This window comes from Paenibacillus sp. FSL R7-0331 (genome assembly GCF_000758645.1).
Lineage (GTDB): Bacteria > Bacillota > Bacilli > Paenibacillales > Paenibacillaceae > Paenibacillus_AQ > Paenibacillus_AQ camerounensis.
Genome location: NZ_CP009284.1, coordinates 896,405 through 918,355 on the forward strand (window position 1 = coordinate 896,405; position 21,951 = coordinate 918,355).

Sequence of the window (21,951 nt, forward strand, 5' to 3'; positions counted from 1 at the left end):
ATGCTGAAATCATTGCAAGCCATAGAAGCTTACCGCGAAGGCCGTCTGCAGCCTTCGGCCCGGCCGGCATGGCTTCATATTATTGTGTCTGCCGAGATGCCGATCGTTAACCTGGAACGGGTGGAATCGCTGCAGGAGCTGGATCAGCGCAATCCCGTGCTGGATTATGTGGAACGGAGCCTCAGGCTGCTTGACAGCCTGCAGCTGTCTTACTGGATCAGGGAGCTGGCCGAGGAGACGCTTGTTTGGTCAGAGACGGCCAAAGGCGGGACACCGCGCCAGCGCCGGAGTTGGCAGGAGGAGGGCATCAACTGCTTTGCCCACAATATAGGCTCTGCCCAGCTCTACTGGCAGCACACTGCAGGGGAGACGTTTGAGGTCGCCGGAAGGCCGCAGGCATCTGCTCTCAGAGCGGCTGGTGTGCCGAGTGCGGAAACGCTGGTCATTGTGCACCGCCTGATCGAGACGCATGGCCTGCTCGGCCAGCAGATCCGCGGCGAGGTTCCGCCGGAGGTCAACCGTCCTCTGGCGGTAATTATGGAGGAAGGGCTGCTGACCGCAGATGAGCTGGAACGGCTGCTGTTTGCACTGAACCACTGCATTATCGGCGCCGTTTCGCCGGTGCTGTGGCAGGATGTACGCAGCGAGATCATGGAGCTGATCGCGGCCGTCACATCCGGCGAGCCGGCTGAGCCGCTGCCGATGAAGGAGCGGCTGCGGCGCATGCGGTCCGGCCCGATCCTCCGCGGGGAGGATTTTGCAGCGGAATGGAGCCGTCTGGAGCAGGAAGGGCTGCCCGCAGAAATGCTTGAAGAGCTGCAGCCGGCTACCTTCTGGTATGCGGAATCCGCACTGCAGACCTTTTCATTGGAGCAGTTCCTGAAGGTGCTGGCGCTGGCTGCCCGCAGCAGCGGCAACAACGGCAACGGCTTAGGTCATCTCAGCTTTGAAGCCGTGATGAATACCATCTATTACGATTACAAGGGAACCAAGAAAATCAATGTATATAAGAAACGGATTATTGAAAAATATCTGTCCGGGCTGAGCTGGAGGGATATTGCCGTGGGCACGCTTGCTCCAGGCAATCCGCATCTGGTGCATAAACTTCGTCGGCAGGGGCATCTGCCGGATACGGTGTTTTTTGATTTCGAATTCTCACCTGCTGCGGAGAAGCTGATTGAGTTCTGTATGGAAGCCGAGAAGTCGGTGCTGTATGAGCGGGCAGTGCTAATGCTGTTTGACCTGTTTGAGCTGCGGCGCGACGCCTTCGACCGGTTCCATAACGAGGACAGCTATCTGAGCCAGATGAACGATACTGCAGATTATAAATCTGTCATTCTCGATTATATTACCGGCAGCACCGTGCTGGACATCGGGCCGGGCGGCGGTGTGCTGCTCGATCTGATCGAAGAGCGGATGCCTGGAGTTACACCGGTCGGCATTGATATCTCGAGCAATGTAATTGAAGCATTGCAGCAGCGGAAGGCGCGGGAAGGGCGGCGCTGGGAGGTGCTGCAGGGAGATGCGCTGAATCTGAAGGAGTACGTGGATGCAGGCAGGGTGGACACGGTTATTTTCTCGTCCATTCTGCATGAGCTATACTCCTACGTACCGATGGACGGCCGGAAGTTTAATCACCGGACTGTTGCCGCAGCGCTGGTGAGCGCTTTTGAGGTGCTGGCTGAAGGCGGAGTAATTATTATCCGTGACGGGATTATGACGGAGCCGGAGACGCAGCAGCGGAGAATCCGCTTCCTGGAGGAGAATGGGCTGGAGTGGCTGAAGCGGTATGCGGAGGATTTTGCCGGACGGGAGATTCAGTACCAGGTACTTTCAGAGCAGGAAGTACAGATGCCGGTGAACGATGCGATGGAGTTTTTGTATACGTACACCTGGGGAGCAGAGGCTTACGTTCATGAGGTCCAGGAGCAGTTCGGTTACTTCACTCCGTCGCAGTATGAAGCCTTTATCCGCGAGCATTTAGGCGAACGGGCGCAGCTTGAAGTGTTCCGCCACTATTTGCAGGAGGGGTACACAGAGGCGCTGCGCGGCCGGGTTGCCATGATGGATGAAGACGGAACCGGGGTGCCGCTGCCGGACAGCACCTGCTTTATTGTGATCCGTAAGGGGGCGGCGGCAGACTGAGATCGGTAGTGTGAAGCAAAAATCAGGCCTGAGACTGTATTGGCATAACGCCGGTGCAGTTTCAGGCCTGTTGCATGTCCGGTGCCTGGCGTGCCAGCCACTCCGTCTACCCGTTCAGCTCATCGTCCACCGCAGAGGTTCCGCTGCACAGCTCAAGGAATGACCCGGCGATAACAATAGAGTCCTCATAACCGAGACTGCCGGAATGTGACACCAGAATTGGGTACTCTCCTTCGCTGTTCGCGGGGCTGCGCATATCCCAGATATAATGATTGCCGCTCCCGTCCATTGCAAAGGGCACCGCTCCCGGCATATACTCCGGAAACTCATAAGCGAGCATCATGGCACGCAGCTCTCCGGCACTGAAGAATTGAAAATACCGGTCGCCGTTGCCGAACTCGCCGCCGTCGGAATAACGTAAAAAGTCCAGATAGCTTGCCGGCACCGGCATTTGCGGTATGGACCACAAGCCGGGATCAAACGGAGTGTACTGGGCATGCAGCGGGTGCGCTGCCGGGAAGGGATTGCGCTGTCTGCTGACAATCTCCTGCCGCTCGCTCTCGGTCAGCCGCTGGTGCCAGCCGGCTGTGAAAGAGCCAAGGTCCGCTGCGGAGATACCCGGCTGCTGCTGATAGCTGCTGCTGAATGTGTTGCTCCAGATCATATAAGGTGCCTCCTTATTCATTCATCTGATGAATGGATAATAACGTTAAGCTTAATAAAGCAGCCTGGCTAATGCAAATATCAGGGCGGGGGGCACGGCCGGAGGGGATGCAGCTCTAGATGCCGGAAATAACAAAAGGAGCCGCATGTGCGGCTCCCCTTGGAGAAAACTCTATTTCAGCGTAACATCCAGCGAACTGATTTTACCCTTACGAATCTTGAAGTCATGTCTGAACAGCTGCGGGGCGGGAACCCGGTTCCGGTTAAATTCGCCCTCCATCTCTGCAGTTACAGCGATCCTGTCTCCGGACTCCTCGATTTCATTAATGGTGAAGCGGACCTTGGCCGAGAACAGCTCTGCTTCGCCCCAGGCCTCTATGGCCTCCCTGCCCTGAATCTGCTTCCCGTTATCCCTGACTATGGCTTCTTCAGCGAACAAATCGATAAAAGCCTCCGGCTGATATTGGTTGATGGCATTGTAATATTCCTGTACTTCACTCGGCATAGTGACATGTTGATTCATGGGATCTGCCTCCTGTAAGTAAATTTACCGGACGGGGAGACCCGTCCTTACAGGTACTTAACCGTATCGGGGGAGCGGTAAGCAGAGCAAAGGCTGAATAGGGAGATAAAAAACCCGCCGACCTCACGTTCCCACACGGTATGTATAAACATTTTCGAAAAAGCCTTTTTTGAAATCATCCGCTTTGATGAAAAAATGCAATAATCCGAACGAGTCCCATTCCATCCCGATTTCATAATCAGAATCAGCCTGGAACAATTGGATCTCATCACTGGGGTGGCCTCCGTATTGTAACGCTGACATATGGCCAAGAAAACGGAATCCGATCTCGCGTTCATATGTATCCATAAAATCCGGTTTGAAGTCCAGAGAATAGCGGTCCAAATCCTCTTTATTGTTCATCAGACCGTTCGCTTCCAGATAATCTGAGTCGGGAAGTGTTAATTCAAGCTTTTTTTCGAGTATCGCGGACTTGAATATCTGTTCTTCCGATAGTGCTGCCGGCGGCTTCATCCGGACCAGTTCAGCAGTTTCCGGCACATAGTATACAACATTATTGTTCATCTTATCTTCATCATAATCCTCGTCGGTATACCATAACTCATAATCATACACATAGAAGAAGTAGAGAATCCCGGTAGACGGGTACTCCGGGTTAACCAGATTCATAGGGAATTCTTCAAGATTGATCTGAGCGACAAACGACATGGGATGATTCCTCCACGAAGGCCACTGAAAGGAAGAGGGCAGATCAGGATGTCCCCCGATTTTGCTGGCGCCCAGCTTGATTTCATTTTCATCTGTCATTGTTGGAACCATGTAGAATCCGGGCAAAATCTGATATTTCAGTGTGTCCCAATATTCCCCAAGCCCTGCTTCTTCCAGCATTTTGCGGATCTCGCGCATCGAGGGGTCTGTGATCTGGTTAGAGGCTAGGGTGTGCTTGTATGCAGGTGTATCGCTGCCTGTTAAATCACCTATTATGAAGAGGCGGAGCAGTAGTATACATGCAGTTAGTATTTTCAATATATTCATGGTTTTACCTGCCCTTCTAAATTATTATTTTATAGGGACAGGTTAAATTTGTCAGCTTAAATAATTCGTACTTTATTTTCACGGATGCAGCTGTCCCACACCCGCAATCTGCACCGCCTCTTTACGGAATTCGGAAGGCGAGCAGTTCATCGCTTTGCGGAACACTTTAATGAAATAGCTGACGTTATCAAAGCCGACCTCCAGCGCGATGTCGGAGATTTTGCGTTCAGTCTGCTGCAGCAAAGATGCCGCCTGGCGGATGCGGTAGGAGTTGATATAATCCACCGGCGTCTTGCGGGTCATCGCCTTGAAGAAACGGCAGAACTGGCCCTCGCTCATCGGAATCAGCTCAGACAGGTCACGGGTGCGGATCGGCTCCTGATAGTTCTCCTGGATATAAAGAATGACCTTTTTGAGCCGGTTGACCTTGGCGGTTTCCGTTCCCTGCGACAGGCTGTGGTTCACAGACCGGTCCGGGGCTGCAATCTGTGACAGCATAATCAGCAGGGTTCCTTTCATAAAGGCTTCAAATCCGGGCATTTTATTAGCATATGCATCCATCATCCGCTCCAGCTGGTGCAGCAGCTCCTGCTGCCAGGGAACAGCCGGGGTAAGATGCCGCGGGAAGCTCTGGCGCTTCTCCTGAAGCGGCAGAATAACCGTCTGCTGAATGGTATCGTATTGGGCGCTGGCCAGCAGATCCGGATGAAATACAAGTGCGCAAAACCGGCAGGGGCCTTCCTTCAGGACATGAGCGGCATGGATATCCCCGGATTCGATGAACACGGCTTCCCCTACCTGGAGCGGAAAATAATCGGTATCCACCTGGAAAAGGATTTCCCCCTCCAGCAGCATAAAAAACTCCGCCTCCTCATGCCAGTGGGTATCCAGGATGTGCGTTCCGGCCGGCAGCTCGATCCAGTAGGCGGCCAGCGGGAACATGACATCGCCGTGTACGCGGTCTTCTTTTAGCAATCGCTGGGATGTGCGGTCCATAATTATGCCTCCTTGGCAGATAAACATCAAAATAGTGTTATAAATAAGCTATATTATAGTAGTTTTGTTTATTTTTTATCGTTATAATGCAACTATAAACACCAAATTGAAGGGTGGCAAGCACACTTATGAAATTTACAGACGGCCTTTGGCTGGTTCGTGAAGGAATCAATATCAACGGCGCAGTGCAGAACTATGTAGTGGAAAAAACTGCTGAGGGTCTGACTGCAATTACACAAACAACTCCAATTACAGGACGTGCAGCAACACTGAACTCCACGCTCCTTACTGTTAAATTCCATTCCCCGCTTCCTGGCGTGGTAGGCGTGAAGATCATTCACAATGACGGCGTTATTGACCGCGGGCCGGCTTTTGAGCTGACCAAGGGAACTGGCGATCACGTACAAATCGAAGAAACCGAAGCACAAACCGTGCTGATCAGCGGCGGACTCCGTGTTGTCATCAACAAAGGCACGCATTGGTCCGTAGACTTCTACCGCGGTGAAGAGCGCATTACCGGCAGCGGTTTCAAATCAATGGCTTATATCACCGATCAGGACGGCAACACGTTCATGCGTGAAGAGCTGGATATCGGCGTAGGCGAATATGTATACGGGCTGGGCGAGCGCTTCACTCCTTTTGTGAAGAACGGACAGGTTGTTGATCTCTGGAACAAGGATGGCGGTACCAGCTCGGAGCAGGCCTACAAGAACATTCCGTTCTATGTGACCAGCAAAGGCTACGGCGTTTTCGTTAACCACCCGGAACTCGTTTCGTATGAAATCGCTTCGGAAAAAGTAAAGAAAGCCCAGTTCAGCGTAGCTGGCGAGAGCCTTGAATATTTCGTAATCGAAGGACCTTCGATCAAAGAGGTTATCAGCAAATATACCTCCCTGACCGGTAAGCCTGCGCTTCCGCCGGCATGGACCTTTGGCCTGTGGCTGACGACTTCGTTCACAACAGATTATGATGAAGCAACGGTTAACTCCTTCGTAGAAGGTATGGCAGAGCGTGACCTGCCGCTGCATGTGTTCCACTTTGACTGCTTCTGGATGCGTGAATACCAATGGACCGATTTCCAGTGGGACCCGCGCGTATTCCCGGACCCTGTCGGCATGCTGAAACGTCTGAAAGAGAAAGGCCTGAAGATTTGCGTATGGATTAACTCCTATATCGGACAGCGTTCGCCGCTGTTTGAAGAAGGCAAGAAGAATGGCTATCTGATCAAAAAAGCGAACGGCGACGTCTATCAGACTGACCTGTGGCAAGCCGGTATGGGTCTGGTGGACTTCACCAACCCTGCAGCATGCGAATGGTATGCCGGTTACCTGCGTGACCTGGTGGATATGGGTGTGGACAGCTTCAAAACAGACTTCGGCGAGCGTATCCCTACGGATGTTGTATACTTCGACGGCTCTGACCCGCAGAAGATGCACAACTACTACACCCAAATGTACAACAAGGTTGTATTCGACGTACTGGAAGAGAAGCTTGGCAAAAATGAAGCAGCAGTGTTCGCGCGTTCGGCAACAGCCGGCGGACAGATGTTCCCGGTTCACTGGGGCGGCGACTGCTATGCAGACTACGAGTCGATGGCAGAAAGCCTGCGCGGCGGCCTGTCCCTCGGTCTGTCCGGCTTCGGCTTCTGGAGCCATGATATCGGCGGCTTCGAGAATACGGCTCCGGCACATGTATTCAAGCGCTGGCTGGCCTTCGGCCTGCTCTCCAGCCACAGCCGTCTGCACGGCAGCACCTCGTACCGTGTGCCTTGGGCTTACGATGACGAAGCGGTGGATGTTACCCGGTTCTTCACCAAGCTCAAATGCAGCCTGATGCCTTACCTGTATGATGTTGCCGGACAGGCGCATGAGCAGGGCTGGGCTTCGATGCGGGCTATGGTGATGGAATTCCCTGAAGATCCGACCTGTGAAGTGCTGGACCGCCAGTACATGCTTGGTGACAAGCTGCTGGTTGCTCCGATCTTCCAGGAGAACGGCGAAGTGAAATACTATCTGCCGGCCGGCCGCTGGACCCATCTGCTGAGCGGTGAAACCGTAACAGGAGGTGCATGGCGCAAAGAGAAGCACGACTTCTTCAGCCTGCCGCTGTTCGTCCGTCAGAACTCCCTGCTTGCTACAGGCAGTGAAGATACCCGTCCGGATTATGATTTTGCCGACGGCGTGAAGTTTGGCCTGTACTCCCTGGAAGACAGCGCTGCAACAACTGCGGTTGTCCGCGACATCAAGGGTGCACCTGAGCTGACTGTGAAGGCTGAACGCCAGGGCAGCAAGGTAACTGTAACGGCTGAAGGCAGCGGCAAAGCCTTCTCGCTGGCTGTGAAGGACCTGGGTGCCATCGCATCCGTAGAAGGTGCTGAGCAGGCCGACGAAACAACCGTGAACGTGGCTGCCGGAGCGAAGTCTGTCTCCTTCACCATCACGCTGAAATAGGTTAGACACCAGCTCTCTAATGGCCGGGGACAGATTGTTCCCGGTTTATTAGGGAGTTTTTTTGGAGAGGAACCCGTAAGGGCTCGATCCCGCAACAGAGTACTATTTCATCCGGTTCAATCTTAATAAGTGGAAATTTGTCACCTAATTCACAAAAAAACGCTGCCGAAACAGACATAGTTGGAAAAAGGTTACTTAATTATACAGTTTACGGCTTTTATGGGCTTATGGGCTAAATTAAGTGGCTATTTTTCAATTAATAATTGCAAATGTTGAGAAATGTTGAGATTAGGTGGCGAAAATCCAACTAAATGTTGGAGTCCGATTATAGGTTATTGGATCTGCAGCGTAACAGAATAGGAGAAATGAATATGAACATTAAAGATAACGACGGAGTACTCAGCCAGGCCGATTACTCATCGGCAACAGCAGTATCTGCCGCAGCTAATTATATTATGAATACAGCAGAGCCGTTTACTCATACATACCGGACTTATGTGCGCCTGCGGGAAAATGGCAGCCTGACGCTGAAGTTCTGGCACAGCAACAGTGTTGATTCCACCTGGGATCAGGGCCAGGAGGCAACAGGCAGCGAGCCGGGCGGAGAGTGGGAGATCGAAGCCGCTTATATTGCTGACGGCGGACTGGTTCCGGACGGTACAGTAACGCCGGGATCGCAGGTCGCAGTCACTTTTGCCGGAGCAGGCTCCCGGCTGGTTGCTCCCGGCGAATGCTTCTGGAGCGACGCGGCTGAACTAGAGCTGCCGGAGGGTCACTTTCTGGTGTTCACCTGGACGATCAGGACGCTGAAGCCGGGCAAGTCTTTCCCGTATAACGTTGAGGATATGCTGGTCAGCGGATATGATGCTGAAGGCAGCCTGGCAGGCAATGAGACCGCTGAGGGATTCACGGAGTCGGAGAAGCTGCTGGTAGCCCCAAGCTATATTGGCTATAAGAAGCAGGTAGCCAAGAAGCTTGTCTTTCTGGGCGATTCCATTACCCAGGGTGTGCGTACGGAGAAGAATGCCTATACTTACTGGGCTGCCCGCATCGCGGAAGGGCTGGGCACAGAGTACGGCTTGTGGAATATCGGGTCAGGCTGGGGCAGAGCCTATGATGTCGCAACGGACGGCCCGTGGCTGAACAAGGCGAAGCAGGGTGATGAGGTGCTGATGGTGCTTGGTGTTAATGACCTTGATATCGGTAAGCGCACGGCGGATGAGCTGATCGGTGACCTGACGCATATTATTGCACGAATGAAGACGGCAAATCCGGCAGCCGCAGTTATACTCAGCACCGTGCCCCCGTTCAACTTCGCGGAGGAGCGGGAGACCTACTGGCGCGCGGTAAATGCGGTGATCCGTAACAATCCTCCAGCTGGCGTAGACCGGGTATTCGACATCGCGGCTGTATTATCGGAGCCTTCCCCGCTGGAGCACCGGATTCGTCCGGAATACATGAGCAATGAATTCGACCCGCATCCGAACGGTCACGCCGGCAAGGCGGTAGCTGATGCTTTTCTGGCCTGGTACGGCCAGACAAAGTGAAGTAAAGCAACGAACCCTGGAAGCGGAGCAGGCATACTATGTAGTACTTTGAACAGGAAGGTAGTGTGCTTACAATGGGGATTCAGGCAGGGATGCAGCAGAGAGTACTGTATCAGGCGGATAATCAATATGTACAGAATCTGAAGTCAGTCAGACATCATTTACACCATATATGCAGACAGCATGTTAATCAGCTTGTACAGGTGCAGACGATGGACGGACAGATAGTTACAGGGAGAATTCTGGGCTGTGACCGGGGTTTATTTTATCTGGGGGTACAGCAGCATGGGGGACAGCGGGCTTTTTTCGGAAGCAGCGACGAGGCCATTCTTACTCTTGTGCTGTATGAGCTGCTGGTGATTACACTTCTGTATACTTAATTACTCTGGTGCAGCACTAGCGGAGCCAGGCAGCCGATGTACGGCTGCCTGGCTTCTTGCTGCTTAGCTTTTGGTTACTAAAATGTTTTGAGGATAATTACCAGCAGAATGTAAAGTACCAGAATAGTAGTAGTTGAAGTAAACATACCGCCTACATTTGCACAACCGCTCATCGTATTACCTCCTCCGCAACATCATCTTACAAACCCATCTTATGCAGCATCTGTCTTCATTGCATAGACGTTTGACCTGTTAAATGAAATTGTGAAGGAGTAAGCAACCGGCTGTGTTGTTTATCATGTCCTGCCGGATACTAGAGGGTAGCCTGTATCCGGTAATCCTTAGGCGTAACTCCGGTCTGCTTCTTAAATACCTTGCTGAAATACTTCACATCATGAAAGCCGACCATTTCCGAAATCTGCGACAGCTTCAAGTTATGATTCTGCAGCAGCAGCTTGGCCTTTTCAATCCGCACAGAGCCGATATAGTCGGTAAAATTAATGCCGTATTCCTGCTTGAACTTGCGGGAAATATACTCACGGCTGACATAGAATTTACCGGCAACCTCCTGCAGTGAGAGGTCGGACTGGTAGTTCTGGTCGATATATTTAACGATCTCAGTCAGCGGATTGCGTTCCTTGACCTGTCCGGCTGACAGCACCCGGGACAGGCTCAGCATCAGGCTGAAGGACCAGTCGCGCCAGGCGAACAATGAGAAGGAGTAGCCTGTCGCATAAGGAGCAGGGTTATCACGGTCGGCAAGCTCCAGCTCTGCCAGAGCGCTTTCGGCCTGGCTGCCCAGCGCTTCGCGGACGAGGCGTGAGCGGAACAGGAGGGCATCCGCTTTCCAGGAGCCGAGCATCTCGGGCGTGATGACGCCGCTGCGGCTGAACTCCTCGGTCCAATGCTGAGCGGCGGCGGACAGCGCGTCCATGTTGCCGCTGACAACCGCCATTTTCCAGTCCTCCTGGACATCGGCAAAGATCGGCCTGGCTCCGGCTGCGACCACATCCTGCCGGTATTCTCCCGAGGATACACTGAAGTGGCTGTAATCCTCATGCCGCAGCAGATTGCGGCGCAGCAGGGCTTCGGCAGCTTCTATGCGCTGTGAGGCAAGCCGGCCGGGCAGGCTTCCTGCCGGGCTGATGCCGAAGTGCATCCGCAGCTGCAGGGTATGGAACAGACCCTGATTAATCTTGCCGATCAGCTCTGTGACGGATTCCTGTACATCCCACAGCAGGATGGCGATTTCCGGCGGACCGCCCCAGTAGCGGAAGGCAGTGCCTTTGCCTTGCGGCTGCAGAAATTCGTTGCAGATGTTAACGATGGCATAATAGAGCAGCTCGCTGTCGCCGCCGAAACGCCGCAGCAGCGGGTTATTGCCGGCATCGGTCTGTACCAGCAGCAGACGGGCAGCTCCGGCACTGCCGGGAATAACACCCTCGGCAACCAGCCGTCGCAGTGTAGCCTCTGCAGTGACCGGATCATCAATAAGTGCGGACAGCAGCCGCTCGCCGTAGATCGGCTTGATCTCGTTCAGCCGGATGCTCTGCCGCTGCCGCTGGCTGCGCTCTTCCGCCTCGGAGCGCCAGGCGGCGACCGCTTTGCCGACAGCTGTATTGATAGCCTCCGGCTCAATCGGCTTGAGAATATAATCGATTCCTCCATGGCGGACCGTCTCACGCACAAAGTCGAAATCGTTGTGCCCGCTGACAACAATAAACTTCGTATTCCCGGCGAATTCATTGACCCAGGTCATCAGCTCAATGCCGCTGCCGGATTCCATCATCATATCCATAATGACGAGCCCGGGCTTGTGCTCACGGATCAGCTCGATCGCTTCATTGCCGCTGCCGGCCTCCATAATCTCCCCAATCTGATGACCATCCCAGTCGACCAGCAGCCGGACCGCCTTCCTGACTCTTGCCTCATCATCCACAATCAGCGCCTTCATATGCGTTCACTCTCCGTTTGTATTTCAAATTCCAGTCTGACCATTACCCCGCCTTCAGGCAGATTGTCCACAGTAAGCGAAGCATCCTCCCCGCAGACGAGCCGCAGGCGGGCCAGCACATTGCCGAGGCCGATGCCTGCACCGGGGGCATCACGTCTCTCCTCGCTGTTTTTTAGCAGAGAAACGTCAAGGGGATCAGGGCGGGTGAGCTCCTGGCGCAGCCTCTCCAGCTTGGCTGAAGGGATGGCTGTACCGTTGTTCCGAATGATCATTTCCATCCGTCCGCCGTCCAGTCTGTTAGCAGTTATCTCAATAAATCCATCCGTCCGGGACAGATTAAAGCCGTGCTTGAAGTAATTCTCAACAATCGGCTGAAGAATCATTTTTGGCATCAGTGTACCGAGCAAAGGCTCATTCATATCGTAGCGGAAAGTGAACTTATTTTCAAAACGCTCCCGCTGCAGCTCAATATAAGCCTTGACATGCTCCAGCTCATCCTTGATTGTGACGATCTTTTCATCGTTATGCATGCTGTACCGCATCATCTTAGCCAGCGCCGAGAGCAGGGAGTAAATCTGCGGAACCTTCATCTCAAGAGCCAGCGTACCGATAATCTGCAGCGTATTGTTCAGGAAATGCGGATTAATCTGTGACTGCAGCGCCCTCAGCTCATTGGTTTTGTTGGACAGCTCAAGCCGGTATTCGCGCAAAATAAGATTGTTGATCGTGTCCATCATGCTGCGGAAATGCTCGGTCAGCACACCGATCTCATCGTTGCCCGCCGGGCGGATATCGACCTCCAGATTCCCTGTCCGCACCTGGTTCATGTACCGGGTCAGCTGCTTGATCGGGGCCGTGATCCGGAAGGAGATCAGGACTGTCAGGGCAATGATCATGCTCATCAGCAGGAACAGCAGCATAATATTGATGCCGGCAGCTTCCTTAGCTTCACGGAACAGGTAGGAGACAGGGATTCGCTTGATCAGCGTCCAGCTCAGGCCGGTGCTCTCGATTTTCTGATAAATAAAGACTGATCCGCCTTCCTCAAAATACCCCTGAGGCTCGGCATTCGCGGCAATCTGCCTGCTGTACCAGCCTGCATTCAGCGGTTTGCCGGGCTCGGCTTCATCCCGTCCGTAGACGACCGTACCATCACTGTCCACCAGATACAGGTTCTCCTGGTCCTGCTCGTACAATTGCTCAACAATCTCAGTCAGCGCCGCCAGCTTGATGTCAATCGAGAGGTAACCGAGTGCTTCCGAAGAAGGAATACGCTCAATTCTGCGGTGAAAGGTAAAGACCGGCTCGGGAACGAACTGGGTCAGCGGAAGAGCCAGTCCGTAGACATTGCTGATGTGGGTGCTCTGCACCTTGACCGGAGAGCTGTCCGTCAGATTGGAATCTTCATAGGGAGGGCTCCCCAGCCAGCGCTTGGGTGTAGTATTGTCGGTGATCAGCGTGGCTTTGCCGTCCTTGACGCCGTATAAATAGACCTGCGAGATATTGGGCAGTGAAGTGGAGATGTAGCTAAGTGAATTATAAATGGCAATATCAGAGGACAGGTCATCATAACCGGCTTCAAGCAGGCGGTAAAAATCAGAGTCGGAATACACACTCAGCGACAGCCGGTTGATCTCCTGGATCAGGCTGTTGATATTTTTGTAGCCCTGGTAGAGCAGATTTTTGTTCTCGTCGACAGCCCGTGTCCGCAAGGATTGGGTCGTGTAGGAATAGCTGATGTACATCGTCGCCATAATACAGACAAGGGTCGGGAGGAGTAAATAAACGATCAGTTTGGTGCGGATATTGTTCCATTTCATCGATTCTTGTCACATCCGATCAATATTTTACACCTTAAAGATCACTTGCGTAGGTGTAAGCGGTCCGCAAAAAAACGGATAATATGAATAGATCATAAACAAGTAAGTGAGTAAAAGAAAGGGGGGGCCAATATATGCGCGGCAATAAGTTGTCCCATCTCGGTCAACAGCTTTTCTTCGTTGGCCCGGCATTATTGTTCTTTACGATCGTCATGATTATCCCGTTTGTGATGGGGATGTACTATTCATTCACCGACTGGAACGGCGTATCCGGGAATGTGGCCTGGGTAGGCTTTGACAATTTTAAAATGATTTTTACAAATGATTCGGATTTCTGGTCATCCTTCTGGTTCACCGTGCGGTTTACGCTGCTGGGGGTTGTGCTGACCAACGTAGTAGGCTTTTTCCTGGCCTATTTCCTGACCAAGGCACTGAAGACACGCAACATGCTCCGGACTATCTTTTTTATGCCTAACGTAATCGGCGGCCTGTTGCTTGGATTTATATGGCAGTTTATCTTCATCAAAGGATTCGCCACTATGGGCGATCTGACCGGCTGGTCCTTCTTCAATCTTCCATGGCTCGGCGATGCAACAACCGGCTTCTGGGCTATCGTCATTGTATTCGTCTGGCAGTCCTCCGGTTACCTGATGGTTATCTACATTGCTTCCCTTAACAACGTATCCAAAGAAGTACTGGAAGCAGCGCAAATCGATGGCGCCTCCCGCAGCCAGGTGCTGCGCAACATCATCGTTCCGCTGATTATGCCTGCTGTAACAGTCGGACTGTTCCTGGCCATATCCTGGTCCTTCAAAATGTTCGACCTCAACCTGTCCCTGACCAAGGGCGGACCGTTCAAGTCTACAGAATCTGTAGCGATGAACATCTATAACGAAGCTTTCCTGAACAACCGATATGGACTGGGTACGGCAAAAGCACTGCTGTTCTTCCTGATCGTGGCCATCATCACAGTCATTCAGGTACGGATTACGAAGAGCAAGGAGGTTGAAGCGTAATGAAAACCGAAGGCAAGGGCAAGTGGAATTACGGCCTGGAAATCATTATGATTCTCCTCGGCCTGCTGTTCCTGTCACCGTTCTATTTCCTGCTGGCTAACTCAGTGAAATCGTTCGGGGAAATTCTCAGCAATGCGGCGGCCTGGCCGTCCGAATTCGTCTGGTCCAACTACGCGCAGGCCTGGAAGCTGGCCCGTTTCTCGGAAGCTTTCCGGAACTCGATTATCATTACAGTGATCTGTGTAATCCTGATCGCCCTGTTCGCTGCAATGGCGGCATACCGGATGGTCCGTGCAGATTCGAAGTTCAACCGGGTCCTGCTGCTGCTGTTCGTAGCAGCAATGGTTGTACCTTTCCAGACCATCATGATTCCGATTCTGCAGGTGGTTAACTTCCTGGGTGTCAATAATTCTATTGCCGGTCTGGTGATGGCCCAATTGGGTCTCAGCATTCCGATGGCGATCTTCCTGTTCCACGGATTCATCAAATCCGTACCGCTGGAGATTGAAGAAGCGGCAACGGTTGACGGCTGTAACCCGCTTACAGTGTTCTTCCGGATTGTACTTCCGCTGCTCAAGCCGATGCTGATGACGATTATCGTACTGAATGCACTGGGCATCTGGAATGACTATCTGCTGCCGTCACTGATTCTTCAGGCACCTGAGCTGCGGACCATTCCGCTGGCAACGTTCTCGTTCTTCGGCCAGTATACGAAGCAGTGGGATATGGCGCTTCCGGCGCTGACACTCGGTGTAGCCCCAATTGTTGTGTTCTATCTGTTCATGCAGCGTTACATTGTTGAGGGAATCGCGGCGGGTTCGGTGAAGGGTTAATCCCTTCTTCGAATCCTTCGTTCCATAGATTGTATCCAGCATTTAATTTTATCAAGGGGGAAAATAGAATGAATAAGAAACGTACTGCAGTAATGATGTCCAGCGTAATGCTGATGTCTGTTGTGCTCGCGGCTTGCGGCGGCAATAACAATACGGCTTCAAATAACGCACAAAATGGAAGCGCTGGCAACTCCGGCTCCGGTGAAGTGAAAACGGTTAAGGTGTTCCAGTTCAAAACGGAAATCGTAGAAGGCCTGAATGAGCTGAAGGTCGAATTTGAAAAAGAGTATCCGAACATCAAGCTGGACATCCAGACTGTCGGCGGCGGTGCAGACTATGCGGCAGCCCTGAAGACGAAATTCGCTTCCGGCGATGCGCCTGATATTTTCTCAAACGGCGGTTATGCGGAAATGGAACTGTGGGGAGACAAGCTCGAGGACCTGTCCGACCAGCCTTGGGTGAAGGATCTGATTCCTTTGGCCGCTGAGCCAATGACCAAGGACGGCAAAACTTACGGGATGCCTATGAACCTTGAAGGTATCGGTTATGTTTATAACAAGGACCTGTTCGAAAAAGCAGGCATCACTGAAACACCTAAGACCATCACTGAGCTGGAAGAAGCGGCTAAAAAGCTGCAGGCAATCGACGTCATTCCATTCGGTAACGCTTATCAGGAGTGGTGGCTGCTGGGTAACCAGGGGATTAGCGTAGCTTTTGCACAGCAGGATAATGTAGATGAATTCATCGCCGGTCTGAACGGCGGAACGGCTTCGATCGTCGGCAACCAGGTGTTCAAGGACTGGAGCGACCTGCTGAACCTGACTGTGAAATACGGTCAAAAGAACCCGCTGACTACCGATGCCAACACTCACCTGGCTATGTTCGCTAACGGTGAAACGGCGATGATGCAGGAAGGCAACTGGGCACAGACGCTGGTTGATAACATCACTCCGGACATGAACATCGGTATGTTCCCTATGCCGATCAACGATGATGCAGAGAAGAACGACAAGATGACTGTAGGGATTCCGGCCAACCTGGTTGTGAACAAGGATTCCGCATCCAAAGAAGAAGCTAAAACGTTCCTGAACTGGCTCGTAACTTCCGACATGGGTAAAGAATATATCACGAAAAAATGGAAGTTCATCCCTGCCCTGTCCACAATCGAAGCAACACCTGAAGATATCGGCGATCTTGGTTCCGACGTATTCAAATACGTGCAGGAAGGCAAAGTCTATGGACTGCAGTCCTCCAAGTTCCCTGACGGTGTAACCCAGGAATTCGCAAGCGTAATCCAGCAGCTGATCGCAGGCAAGGTTGATCAGGCTGGCTGGGAAACAGCTATGCAGGCCGCTTGGGACAAGCTGAAGAAGTAAAGGATTTCTGCAATGAAATATAGAGTCCTATAAAGGACCGTTAAAGTTGGATTAAGGAAGTGGATTTGCCGGGGCGCTCCCGCCTCTCGCATCAGTGATGTGAGGCGGGGGCGCCTTTTTGGTATGATGGAACTATGCAGGTTAGGTGAGGGAGGGAATGGGAATGAACGGTTACAGTATGGAAAAGAGTGATTACAGCAACGTTCAGATTGGGGTTGACTATTATCCTGAGCATTGGGATGAGTCCCTGTGGGAAGAGGATATGCGGTTAATGAAGGAAACGGGCGTCCGGGTGGTCCGGGTGGCCGAATTTGCCTGGAGCAGGCTGGAGCCGGTAGCAGGGCGCTTTGAATTTGTGTGGCTTGACCGGGCGATTGATCTGCTGCACAGCTATGGCATGCAGGTGGTTATCGGAACGCCTACAGCAACGCCGCCGCGCTGGCTGACAACGGGTTATCCTGATGTACTGCCGGTATTTGCTGACGGGCAGATCTATCATCCGGGTGTGCGCGGACACCGCTGCTATAACAGCCTGTCGCTGAAGCAATACGGGACGCGGATTGTGGAGCAGCTGGCCCGCCATTACAGCGGGCATCCCGCGGTGATCGGGTGGCAGACCGACAACGAATTCGGGATGATTGACTGTCACTGCGATGCCTGCAATACGGAGTTCCGCAGCTGGGTTCAGGACAAGTACGGCAGTCTGGAGAGGGTAAATGCTGAGTGGGGAACAGTGGTATGGAGCGGAGAATACAGTGACTGGAAGGAGCTGACGGTGCCTTATGGCGGATCTAAGTTCCAGAATCCCTCGCTGCTGCTGGATTTCCAGCGCTTCCAGTGGGACTCGGTAGTGAAGTTCCAGCAGACCCAGCTTGAGGTGCTGCGCGCTGAATGTCCGGGGCATTTCGTTACCCACAACTTCCATAGCTATCCGCAGCGGCTGGATATGTATGCGGTCGGTGCGGATCTGGATGTGGCCTCCTTTGACTATTATCCGAACACATCGCCGGATAAGCAGGCGACGACCCCTTACAGCGGGGCGCTGTCGCTGGATGTGACCCGCGGGATCAAGCGGAGCAATTTCTGGATTATGGAGCAGCTTAGCGGACCGCCGGGATGCTGGATGCCGATGTGGCGTACGCCGCATCCCGGATTTATCCGCGCTTATGCGTGGCAGAGCATTGCCAGAGGGGCAGATACGGTTGTTCATTTCCGCTGGAGAAGCGCGGTTGCCGGTGCCGAGCAGTACTGGCACGGGCTGATTGACCACAGCAATGTGCCAGGGCGCAGATTCACTGAATTTGCACAGCTGTGCCGTGAGGTGAACCAGCTGAGCGGTAAGCTCAAGGGAACGGTGCTTAAAGCTGAAGTGGCCATCCTGCATTCTCACGAGCAGAAGGCAGCGCTGGATATCCAGCCGCAGGCTGAAGGGTTCGATTACTATGAGAACATCAAGCTGATTCACCGGGCCTTGACAAGGCTTGGCATCGGCTGCGATGTGATCCGGGCAGGCGAGCCGCTTGACGGCTATAAGCTGGTTATTGCACCAAGCCTGTATCTGCTTGGCGAGGAACTGGCCGGACAGCTGGAGGACTTTGCAATTGCCGGCGGTACTCTGATTCTGACGAACCGGACGGGAGTAAAGAACATGGACAATGTGTGTGTCATGCAGCCGCTGCCGGGTCTTCTGAGCCGCGCCGCCGGAGTCTGGGTGCACGAGTATGATCCGGTCGGCGGTGATGCTCATGTAATCAGAGATCAGGAGAGTGACACCTTTGCCTGCAGCCAGTGGTGCGATCTGCTCACTCCGGTGACCGCAGAGCCTATCGCCTGGTATCACGATGATTTCTATGCCGGTACTCCGGCAATCACCGTTAACCGCTTCGGCAAAGGCGAGGTGTATTACCTCGGGACTCATGCCGAGGAGCGTTACTGGTCGGGACTGCTGGGCAGTCTGGCTGCGGCGCACGGGCTGCGGCGCTTCGCCGGTCTGCCGGAGGGCGTTCAGGCCTCTGTCCGCAGCGGAGAGAACGGCAGCTTCCTGTTCCTGCTGAATCTCAGCCGGACAGAGCAGGCGGTACCGCTGGACCGGGATTACCGCTGCGCGTTTAGCGGAGAGGCACGTTCAGGCTTACTGCTGCTTGCTCCTTATGGGGTTGAAATTCTGGAGCTGGAAGGGTAGCACCGGCTAGCATTAATGTTAAAAGAGCCCAAGCCTGGCTGATGCCGGGCTGGGCTCTTATCGGGTTAAGGCAGGACTCACGCTGAAGGGTGGCGTCTTCTGCCTTTGCTGTCTTTGCTGTCTTTATTGCCTATGCGGCGTGAAAGGGGAACTGGGGCAATCTGCGGTCTGCTTTCAGGGCCGGACTGCTGAGCGTCCTCTTCACCACGCATAATGGCAAGCAACTCATATACACTTGTGATCTGGCTGATATCGATAGCCTTCTCGCTGCCTTCCTGGCCTCCGGGCACCTTAAAGCTCCAACGCTTATTGTCCATTTTGTTCACTCCTTAAAGGTTTGTGGGCGGGGCTGCTTAGCTTCACTTCGTAAACCCGCGTTTGCTGCTGACAGCGCAGTCATCTTTTATATTTCCATCATATTCCCTGCAGCATTTCTTGTATAATGAAGGGAAATGATGGTGGGCATCACTGGAACTGATGGCTGCTTCCGGAGGGAGAAATGCGGTTATGGATATAGGTCTGCTTAAGGTATTTCAGGCAGTGGCTAAGGAAGGGAGCATTTCCAAAGCCGCACAAAGCCTGAGCTATGTACAATCGAATGTAACTGCGCGGATTCAGCAGCTGGAGCAGGAGCTGAAGACACCGCTTTTCTACCGGCACAGCCGGGGTATCACGCTCACCTCAGCAGGACAGACACTGCTTGAATATACAGTCCGGATCTTTAAGCTGATGGAGGAAGCGCAGCAGGCGGTGCTGGATTCTCCGGTTCCCAAAGGTACCATTATGATCGGCTCGGATACGACTGCTGCTGTCCGGCTGCCTGTCATCCTGTCTGCTTACCGCGGCTGTTACCCCGACGTTGAGGTGCAGCTGCAGATCTGCCGGCCGGCTGACCTCATTGAGGCTGTGCTCCAGCATAATGTACACGGGGCTTTCCTGGACGGGCCTGTCGATCATCCGGAGATTGAGCAGGAGCTGGTTATAAAGGAGCAGCTGGGGCTGATTATTCCGGATAGTATGGGATACGAGGGCCTGCATTCGGTTCAAGGGCAGACGCTGCTGATGCTGAATGCGGAATGTCTGTACCGCATGAGGCTAGAGGCATGGCTAAGGGAGGATGGGCTCAAGCTGGGCAAGGTAATGGAATTCGGGACGATGGAAGGCCTGATGGCCTGTGTCCGGGCGGGGATCGGATACGCGGTGCTGCCGGTATCCTACTTCAAGCGGATGAATATCACGCAGGGGATCTCCTGCTACCCGTTCCCGGACCGCTATGCAGAGGTGCCTACCGTGTTCATCCGGCGGCGTGACCTGTATATGACCAGCGCCTTCCGCGAGTTCATTGAAGTGGTCAAGGTACATCTCCCGGAGGCGGTCTGCAGCGAAGAGCATTCTGCTGCTGAGAACAGGGCAGTGGATGCGGGTAAATAAGGGAGCCTTGATATAACGGAAAACGCGACAGCTGAAGCATTGAAGCAGGGCACCAGCCCCCGGAGTCATTATCCGGGTGGCGGTGCCCTGCTCAGCTCGGCTTCTTATAATTAGGTGGAATTTCGCCGCCTAATTCTCTTCTACGACTATAAATAGGGAACTTAGTTGGAAAAAGTACATCTAAATATGTCCAATTCGCTCTCTAAGAGGCATTTCGGTAGAATTAAATGGCATATTTCCATCTAACTAGTGAAAATGATACATTTCTAGTTTAATAGGTGGCGAAAATCCACCTAATTATTTTTGAAGTAAGTGTGCGAGCCAGCTCCGGCGGTTATGCGCTTATTTGTTCTGAGAGAACCCCACCTGAAGGCGGAAACAAGATCCGTTAGCCCGGCCCAGCCGAAATCAAAGGCATGTCTGCCGTTAAATCAGTCCAAAAGCCGGCCCAACCGGATTCAAAGGCAATCCTGCTCACGAATCTGCAAATTTCCCCAATCAGCCCAAATCAAAGGCATGTCTGCCTTTGAATCTGCCCGATTCCCCCCCTGGCCCAGCCTGCCACCAGCTCAATTAGCCTACCGGTCCCAGCCTACCGGTCCAGCCTACCGCCAGCCCAATCAGCCTACCGGTCCCAGCCTGCCACCAGCTCAATCAGCCTACCGCCACTCAACTTGTTCCGCAGTGCGCACGAATTTTCCGCAAAAAAAATGTTATCTGTACTGGAACGGTCAGTGCAGCCGCCGGAACTGGTCCGGCGTTGTGCCGGACTGCTTGCGGAAGGTGGCCACGAAGTGGCTGACATCGCGGAAGCCGACAAGCCCCGAGATGGTTTTGACGGTCATCGCCGGCTTGCTTACGAGCAGTTCCTTGCTCTTGCGGATGCGCAGGCGTACGAAATAAGCATACGGGGCGAGCCCGAAGGTCTGCAGGAACAGGCTGTTGAGATAACGGCCGGACACATCCAGCTGTGCAGCAAGATCGTACAGGCCGATGGAGGGATCGCTGTAATGGGTGTCCATCCATTGGAGGAGCGGCTGAAGCTTGTCAATATTGCGGGCGATGGAGGCGTTGTTATGCAAATGCCCGTATTTATTAAGCGTCAGCAGAAACCGGTAGGCATCGGCGGACACACCCAGACTGAACATATCTGCGGCTGCATCATACCGGTCCAGCATATCCTGCAGCATACCTGTCAGCGGCGACTCATGTTCCCAGCGGTAAAAAGAATTTGAATGCATGCCGGCGGATTCCAGAATATGCCGGGATGAGCTGCCGCCGAAGGTGAGATAGTAGGTGCACCAGTTCTGTGATGAGAGTGACTCATACCTGTGCGGGGTTCCCGGCAGAAGAAGCACACCGCTGCCTTCGGACAGGGTAAGCTTCTTATCGCCGAAATGAATGATCCCTTCACCGGAAGCCGTCTGCAGCCAGTGATATACATAATAGCCGTCCGGCCGTGTTACTGCCTCCTGATCCGGATTATAGCCCATGCTGTCCAGTGTAATCGGCAGATGCTCGCCGCCTTCAAGGGCGAATACAATTCTGCGCGGGGGTGAAGCTATCAATATAAGTCACCTCAATGTAATGCCATATTATT

Annotated in this window: 18 protein-coding genes; 9 read left to right on the forward strand and 9 right to left on the reverse strand. The window is 53.2% G+C overall.

Annotated elements, in window-relative coordinates:
• Entirely contained in the window at window positions 1-2,145 is a 2,145-nt protein-coding gene (locus R70331_RS03880) for a class I SAM-dependent methyltransferase (protein WP_042173013.1), read from the forward strand.
• A 106-nt stretch (window positions 2,146-2,251) separates the two neighbouring features.
• On the opposite strand, the gene R70331_RS03885 is transcribed toward R70331_RS03880, so the two are convergent.
• The 4 genes from R70331_RS03885 to R70331_RS03900 all read right to left on the reverse strand — a co-directional run bounded on the left by R70331_RS03885 (window position 2,252) and on the right by R70331_RS03900 (window position 5,362).
• Window positions 2,252-2,806: an SMI1/KNR4 family protein gene (locus R70331_RS03885; protein ID WP_042182107.1), complete on the reverse strand. Its 555-nt coding sequence runs from the start codon at window positions 2,804-2,806 to the stop codon at window positions 2,252-2,254.
• Between the two features lie 174 nt (window positions 2,807-2,980).
• Window positions 2,981-3,331 carry a nuclear transport factor 2 family protein gene (locus tag R70331_RS03890; protein ID WP_042173015.1) on the reverse strand — a complete coding sequence of 117 codons (351 nt, stop codon included), beginning with the start codon at window positions 3,329-3,331 and terminating at the stop codon, window positions 2,981-2,983.
• A 123-nt stretch (window positions 3,332-3,454) separates the two neighbouring features.
• Complete coding sequence (locus tag R70331_RS03895; protein ID WP_081947458.1) at window positions 3,455-4,366, reverse strand: DUF1963 domain-containing protein; 912 nt, start codon at window positions 4,364-4,366, stop codon at window positions 3,455-3,457.
• Between the two features lie 78 nt (window positions 4,367-4,444).
• On the reverse strand, window positions 4,445-5,362 hold the full coding sequence (locus tag R70331_RS03900; RefSeq protein WP_042173018.1) for a helix-turn-helix transcriptional regulator: 918 nt from the start codon (window positions 5,360-5,362) through the stop codon (window positions 4,445-4,447).
• Window positions 5,363-5,490: 128 nt separating this feature from the next.
• Between R70331_RS03900 and yicI the strand changes: the two genes are divergently transcribed.
• From yicI to R70331_RS03915, 3 genes are all read left to right on the forward strand, one after another.
• Window positions 5,491-7,812 carry an alpha-xylosidase gene (gene yicI / locus R70331_RS03905; RefSeq protein WP_042173020.1) on the forward strand — a complete coding sequence of 774 codons (2,322 nt, stop codon included), beginning with the start codon at window positions 5,491-5,493 and terminating at the stop codon, window positions 7,810-7,812.
• 371 nt (window positions 7,813-8,183) lie between these two features.
• The gene (locus R70331_RS03910; RefSeq protein ID WP_042173023.1) at window positions 8,184-9,359 is read left to right on the forward strand and encodes an SGNH/GDSL hydrolase family protein; all 1,176 of its coding nucleotides are present in this window, start codon (window positions 8,184-8,186) and stop codon (window positions 9,357-9,359) included.
• Window positions 9,360-9,433: 74 nt separating this feature from the next.
• Complete coding sequence (locus tag R70331_RS03915; RefSeq protein ID WP_042173026.1) at window positions 9,434-9,739, forward strand: hypothetical protein; 306 nt, start codon at window positions 9,434-9,436, stop codon at window positions 9,737-9,739.
• Between the two features lie 77 nt (window positions 9,740-9,816).
• Here R70331_RS03915 and R70331_RS31800 read toward each other — a convergent pair whose 3' ends face one another.
• From R70331_RS31800 to R70331_RS03925, 3 genes are all read right to left on the reverse strand, one after another.
• Window positions 9,817-9,912: a sporulation protein YjcZ gene (locus R70331_RS31800; RefSeq protein WP_197071388.1), complete on the reverse strand. Its 96-nt coding sequence runs from the start codon at window positions 9,910-9,912 to the stop codon at window positions 9,817-9,819.
• A gap of 140 nt (window positions 9,913-10,052) precedes the next feature.
• Window positions 10,053-11,693, reverse strand: coding sequence for a response regulator transcription factor (locus tag R70331_RS03920; RefSeq protein ID WP_042173028.1), 1,641 nt, complete (start codon window positions 11,691-11,693; stop codon window positions 10,053-10,055).
• The gene (locus tag R70331_RS03925) at window positions 11,690-13,513 is read right to left on the reverse strand and encodes a cache domain-containing sensor histidine kinase (protein WP_042173030.1); all 1,824 of its coding nucleotides are present in this window, start codon (window positions 13,511-13,513) and stop codon (window positions 11,690-11,692) included. The genes R70331_RS03920 and R70331_RS03925 overlap by 4 nt, the downstream gene beginning before the upstream one ends.
• 134 nt (window positions 13,514-13,647) lie before the next feature.
• Here R70331_RS03925 and R70331_RS03930 point away from each other — a divergent pair, with 134 nt between their 5' ends.
• From R70331_RS03930 to R70331_RS03945, 4 genes are all read left to right on the forward strand, one after another.
• Entirely contained in the window at window positions 13,648-14,529 is an 882-nt protein-coding gene (locus tag R70331_RS03930) for a carbohydrate ABC transporter permease (RefSeq protein WP_042173032.1), read from the forward strand.
• Window positions 14,529-15,362 (forward strand): carbohydrate ABC transporter permease, encoded by an 834-nt coding sequence (locus tag R70331_RS03935; protein WP_042173034.1) that lies wholly within the window; start codon window positions 14,529-14,531, stop codon window positions 15,360-15,362. Before R70331_RS03930 ends, R70331_RS03935 begins: the two co-directional genes overlap by 1 nt.
• 68 nt (window positions 15,363-15,430) lie before the next feature.
• Window positions 15,431-16,738 carry an ABC transporter substrate-binding protein gene (locus tag R70331_RS03940; RefSeq protein ID WP_042173036.1) on the forward strand — a complete coding sequence of 436 codons (1,308 nt, stop codon included), beginning with the start codon at window positions 15,431-15,433 and terminating at the stop codon, window positions 16,736-16,738.
• Between the two features lie 163 nt (window positions 16,739-16,901).
• Complete coding sequence (locus R70331_RS03945; RefSeq protein WP_231576401.1) at window positions 16,902-18,920, forward strand: beta-galactosidase; 2,019 nt, start codon at window positions 16,902-16,904, stop codon at window positions 18,918-18,920.
• Between the two features lie 77 nt (window positions 18,921-18,997).
• Here the strand turns inward: R70331_RS03945 and R70331_RS03950 are convergent, their stop codons facing one another.
• Window positions 18,998-19,237: a hypothetical protein gene (locus tag R70331_RS03950; RefSeq protein ID WP_042173038.1), complete on the reverse strand. Its 240-nt coding sequence runs from the start codon at window positions 19,235-19,237 to the stop codon at window positions 18,998-19,000.
• 190 nt (window positions 19,238-19,427) lie between these two features.
• On the opposite strand from R70331_RS03950, the gene R70331_RS03955 reads away from it, so the two are divergent.
• On the forward strand, window positions 19,428-20,351 hold the full coding sequence (locus R70331_RS03955; RefSeq protein ID WP_042173040.1) for a LysR family transcriptional regulator: 924 nt from the start codon (window positions 19,428-19,430) through the stop codon (window positions 20,349-20,351).
• A gap of 731 nt (window positions 20,352-21,082) precedes the next feature.
• Here the strand turns inward: R70331_RS03955 and R70331_RS03960 are convergent.
• Window positions 21,083-21,919: an AraC family transcriptional regulator gene (locus tag R70331_RS03960; protein WP_042173041.1), complete on the reverse strand. Its 837-nt coding sequence runs from the start codon at window positions 21,917-21,919 to the stop codon at window positions 21,083-21,085.
• Window positions 21,920-21,951 lie beyond the last annotated feature (32 nt).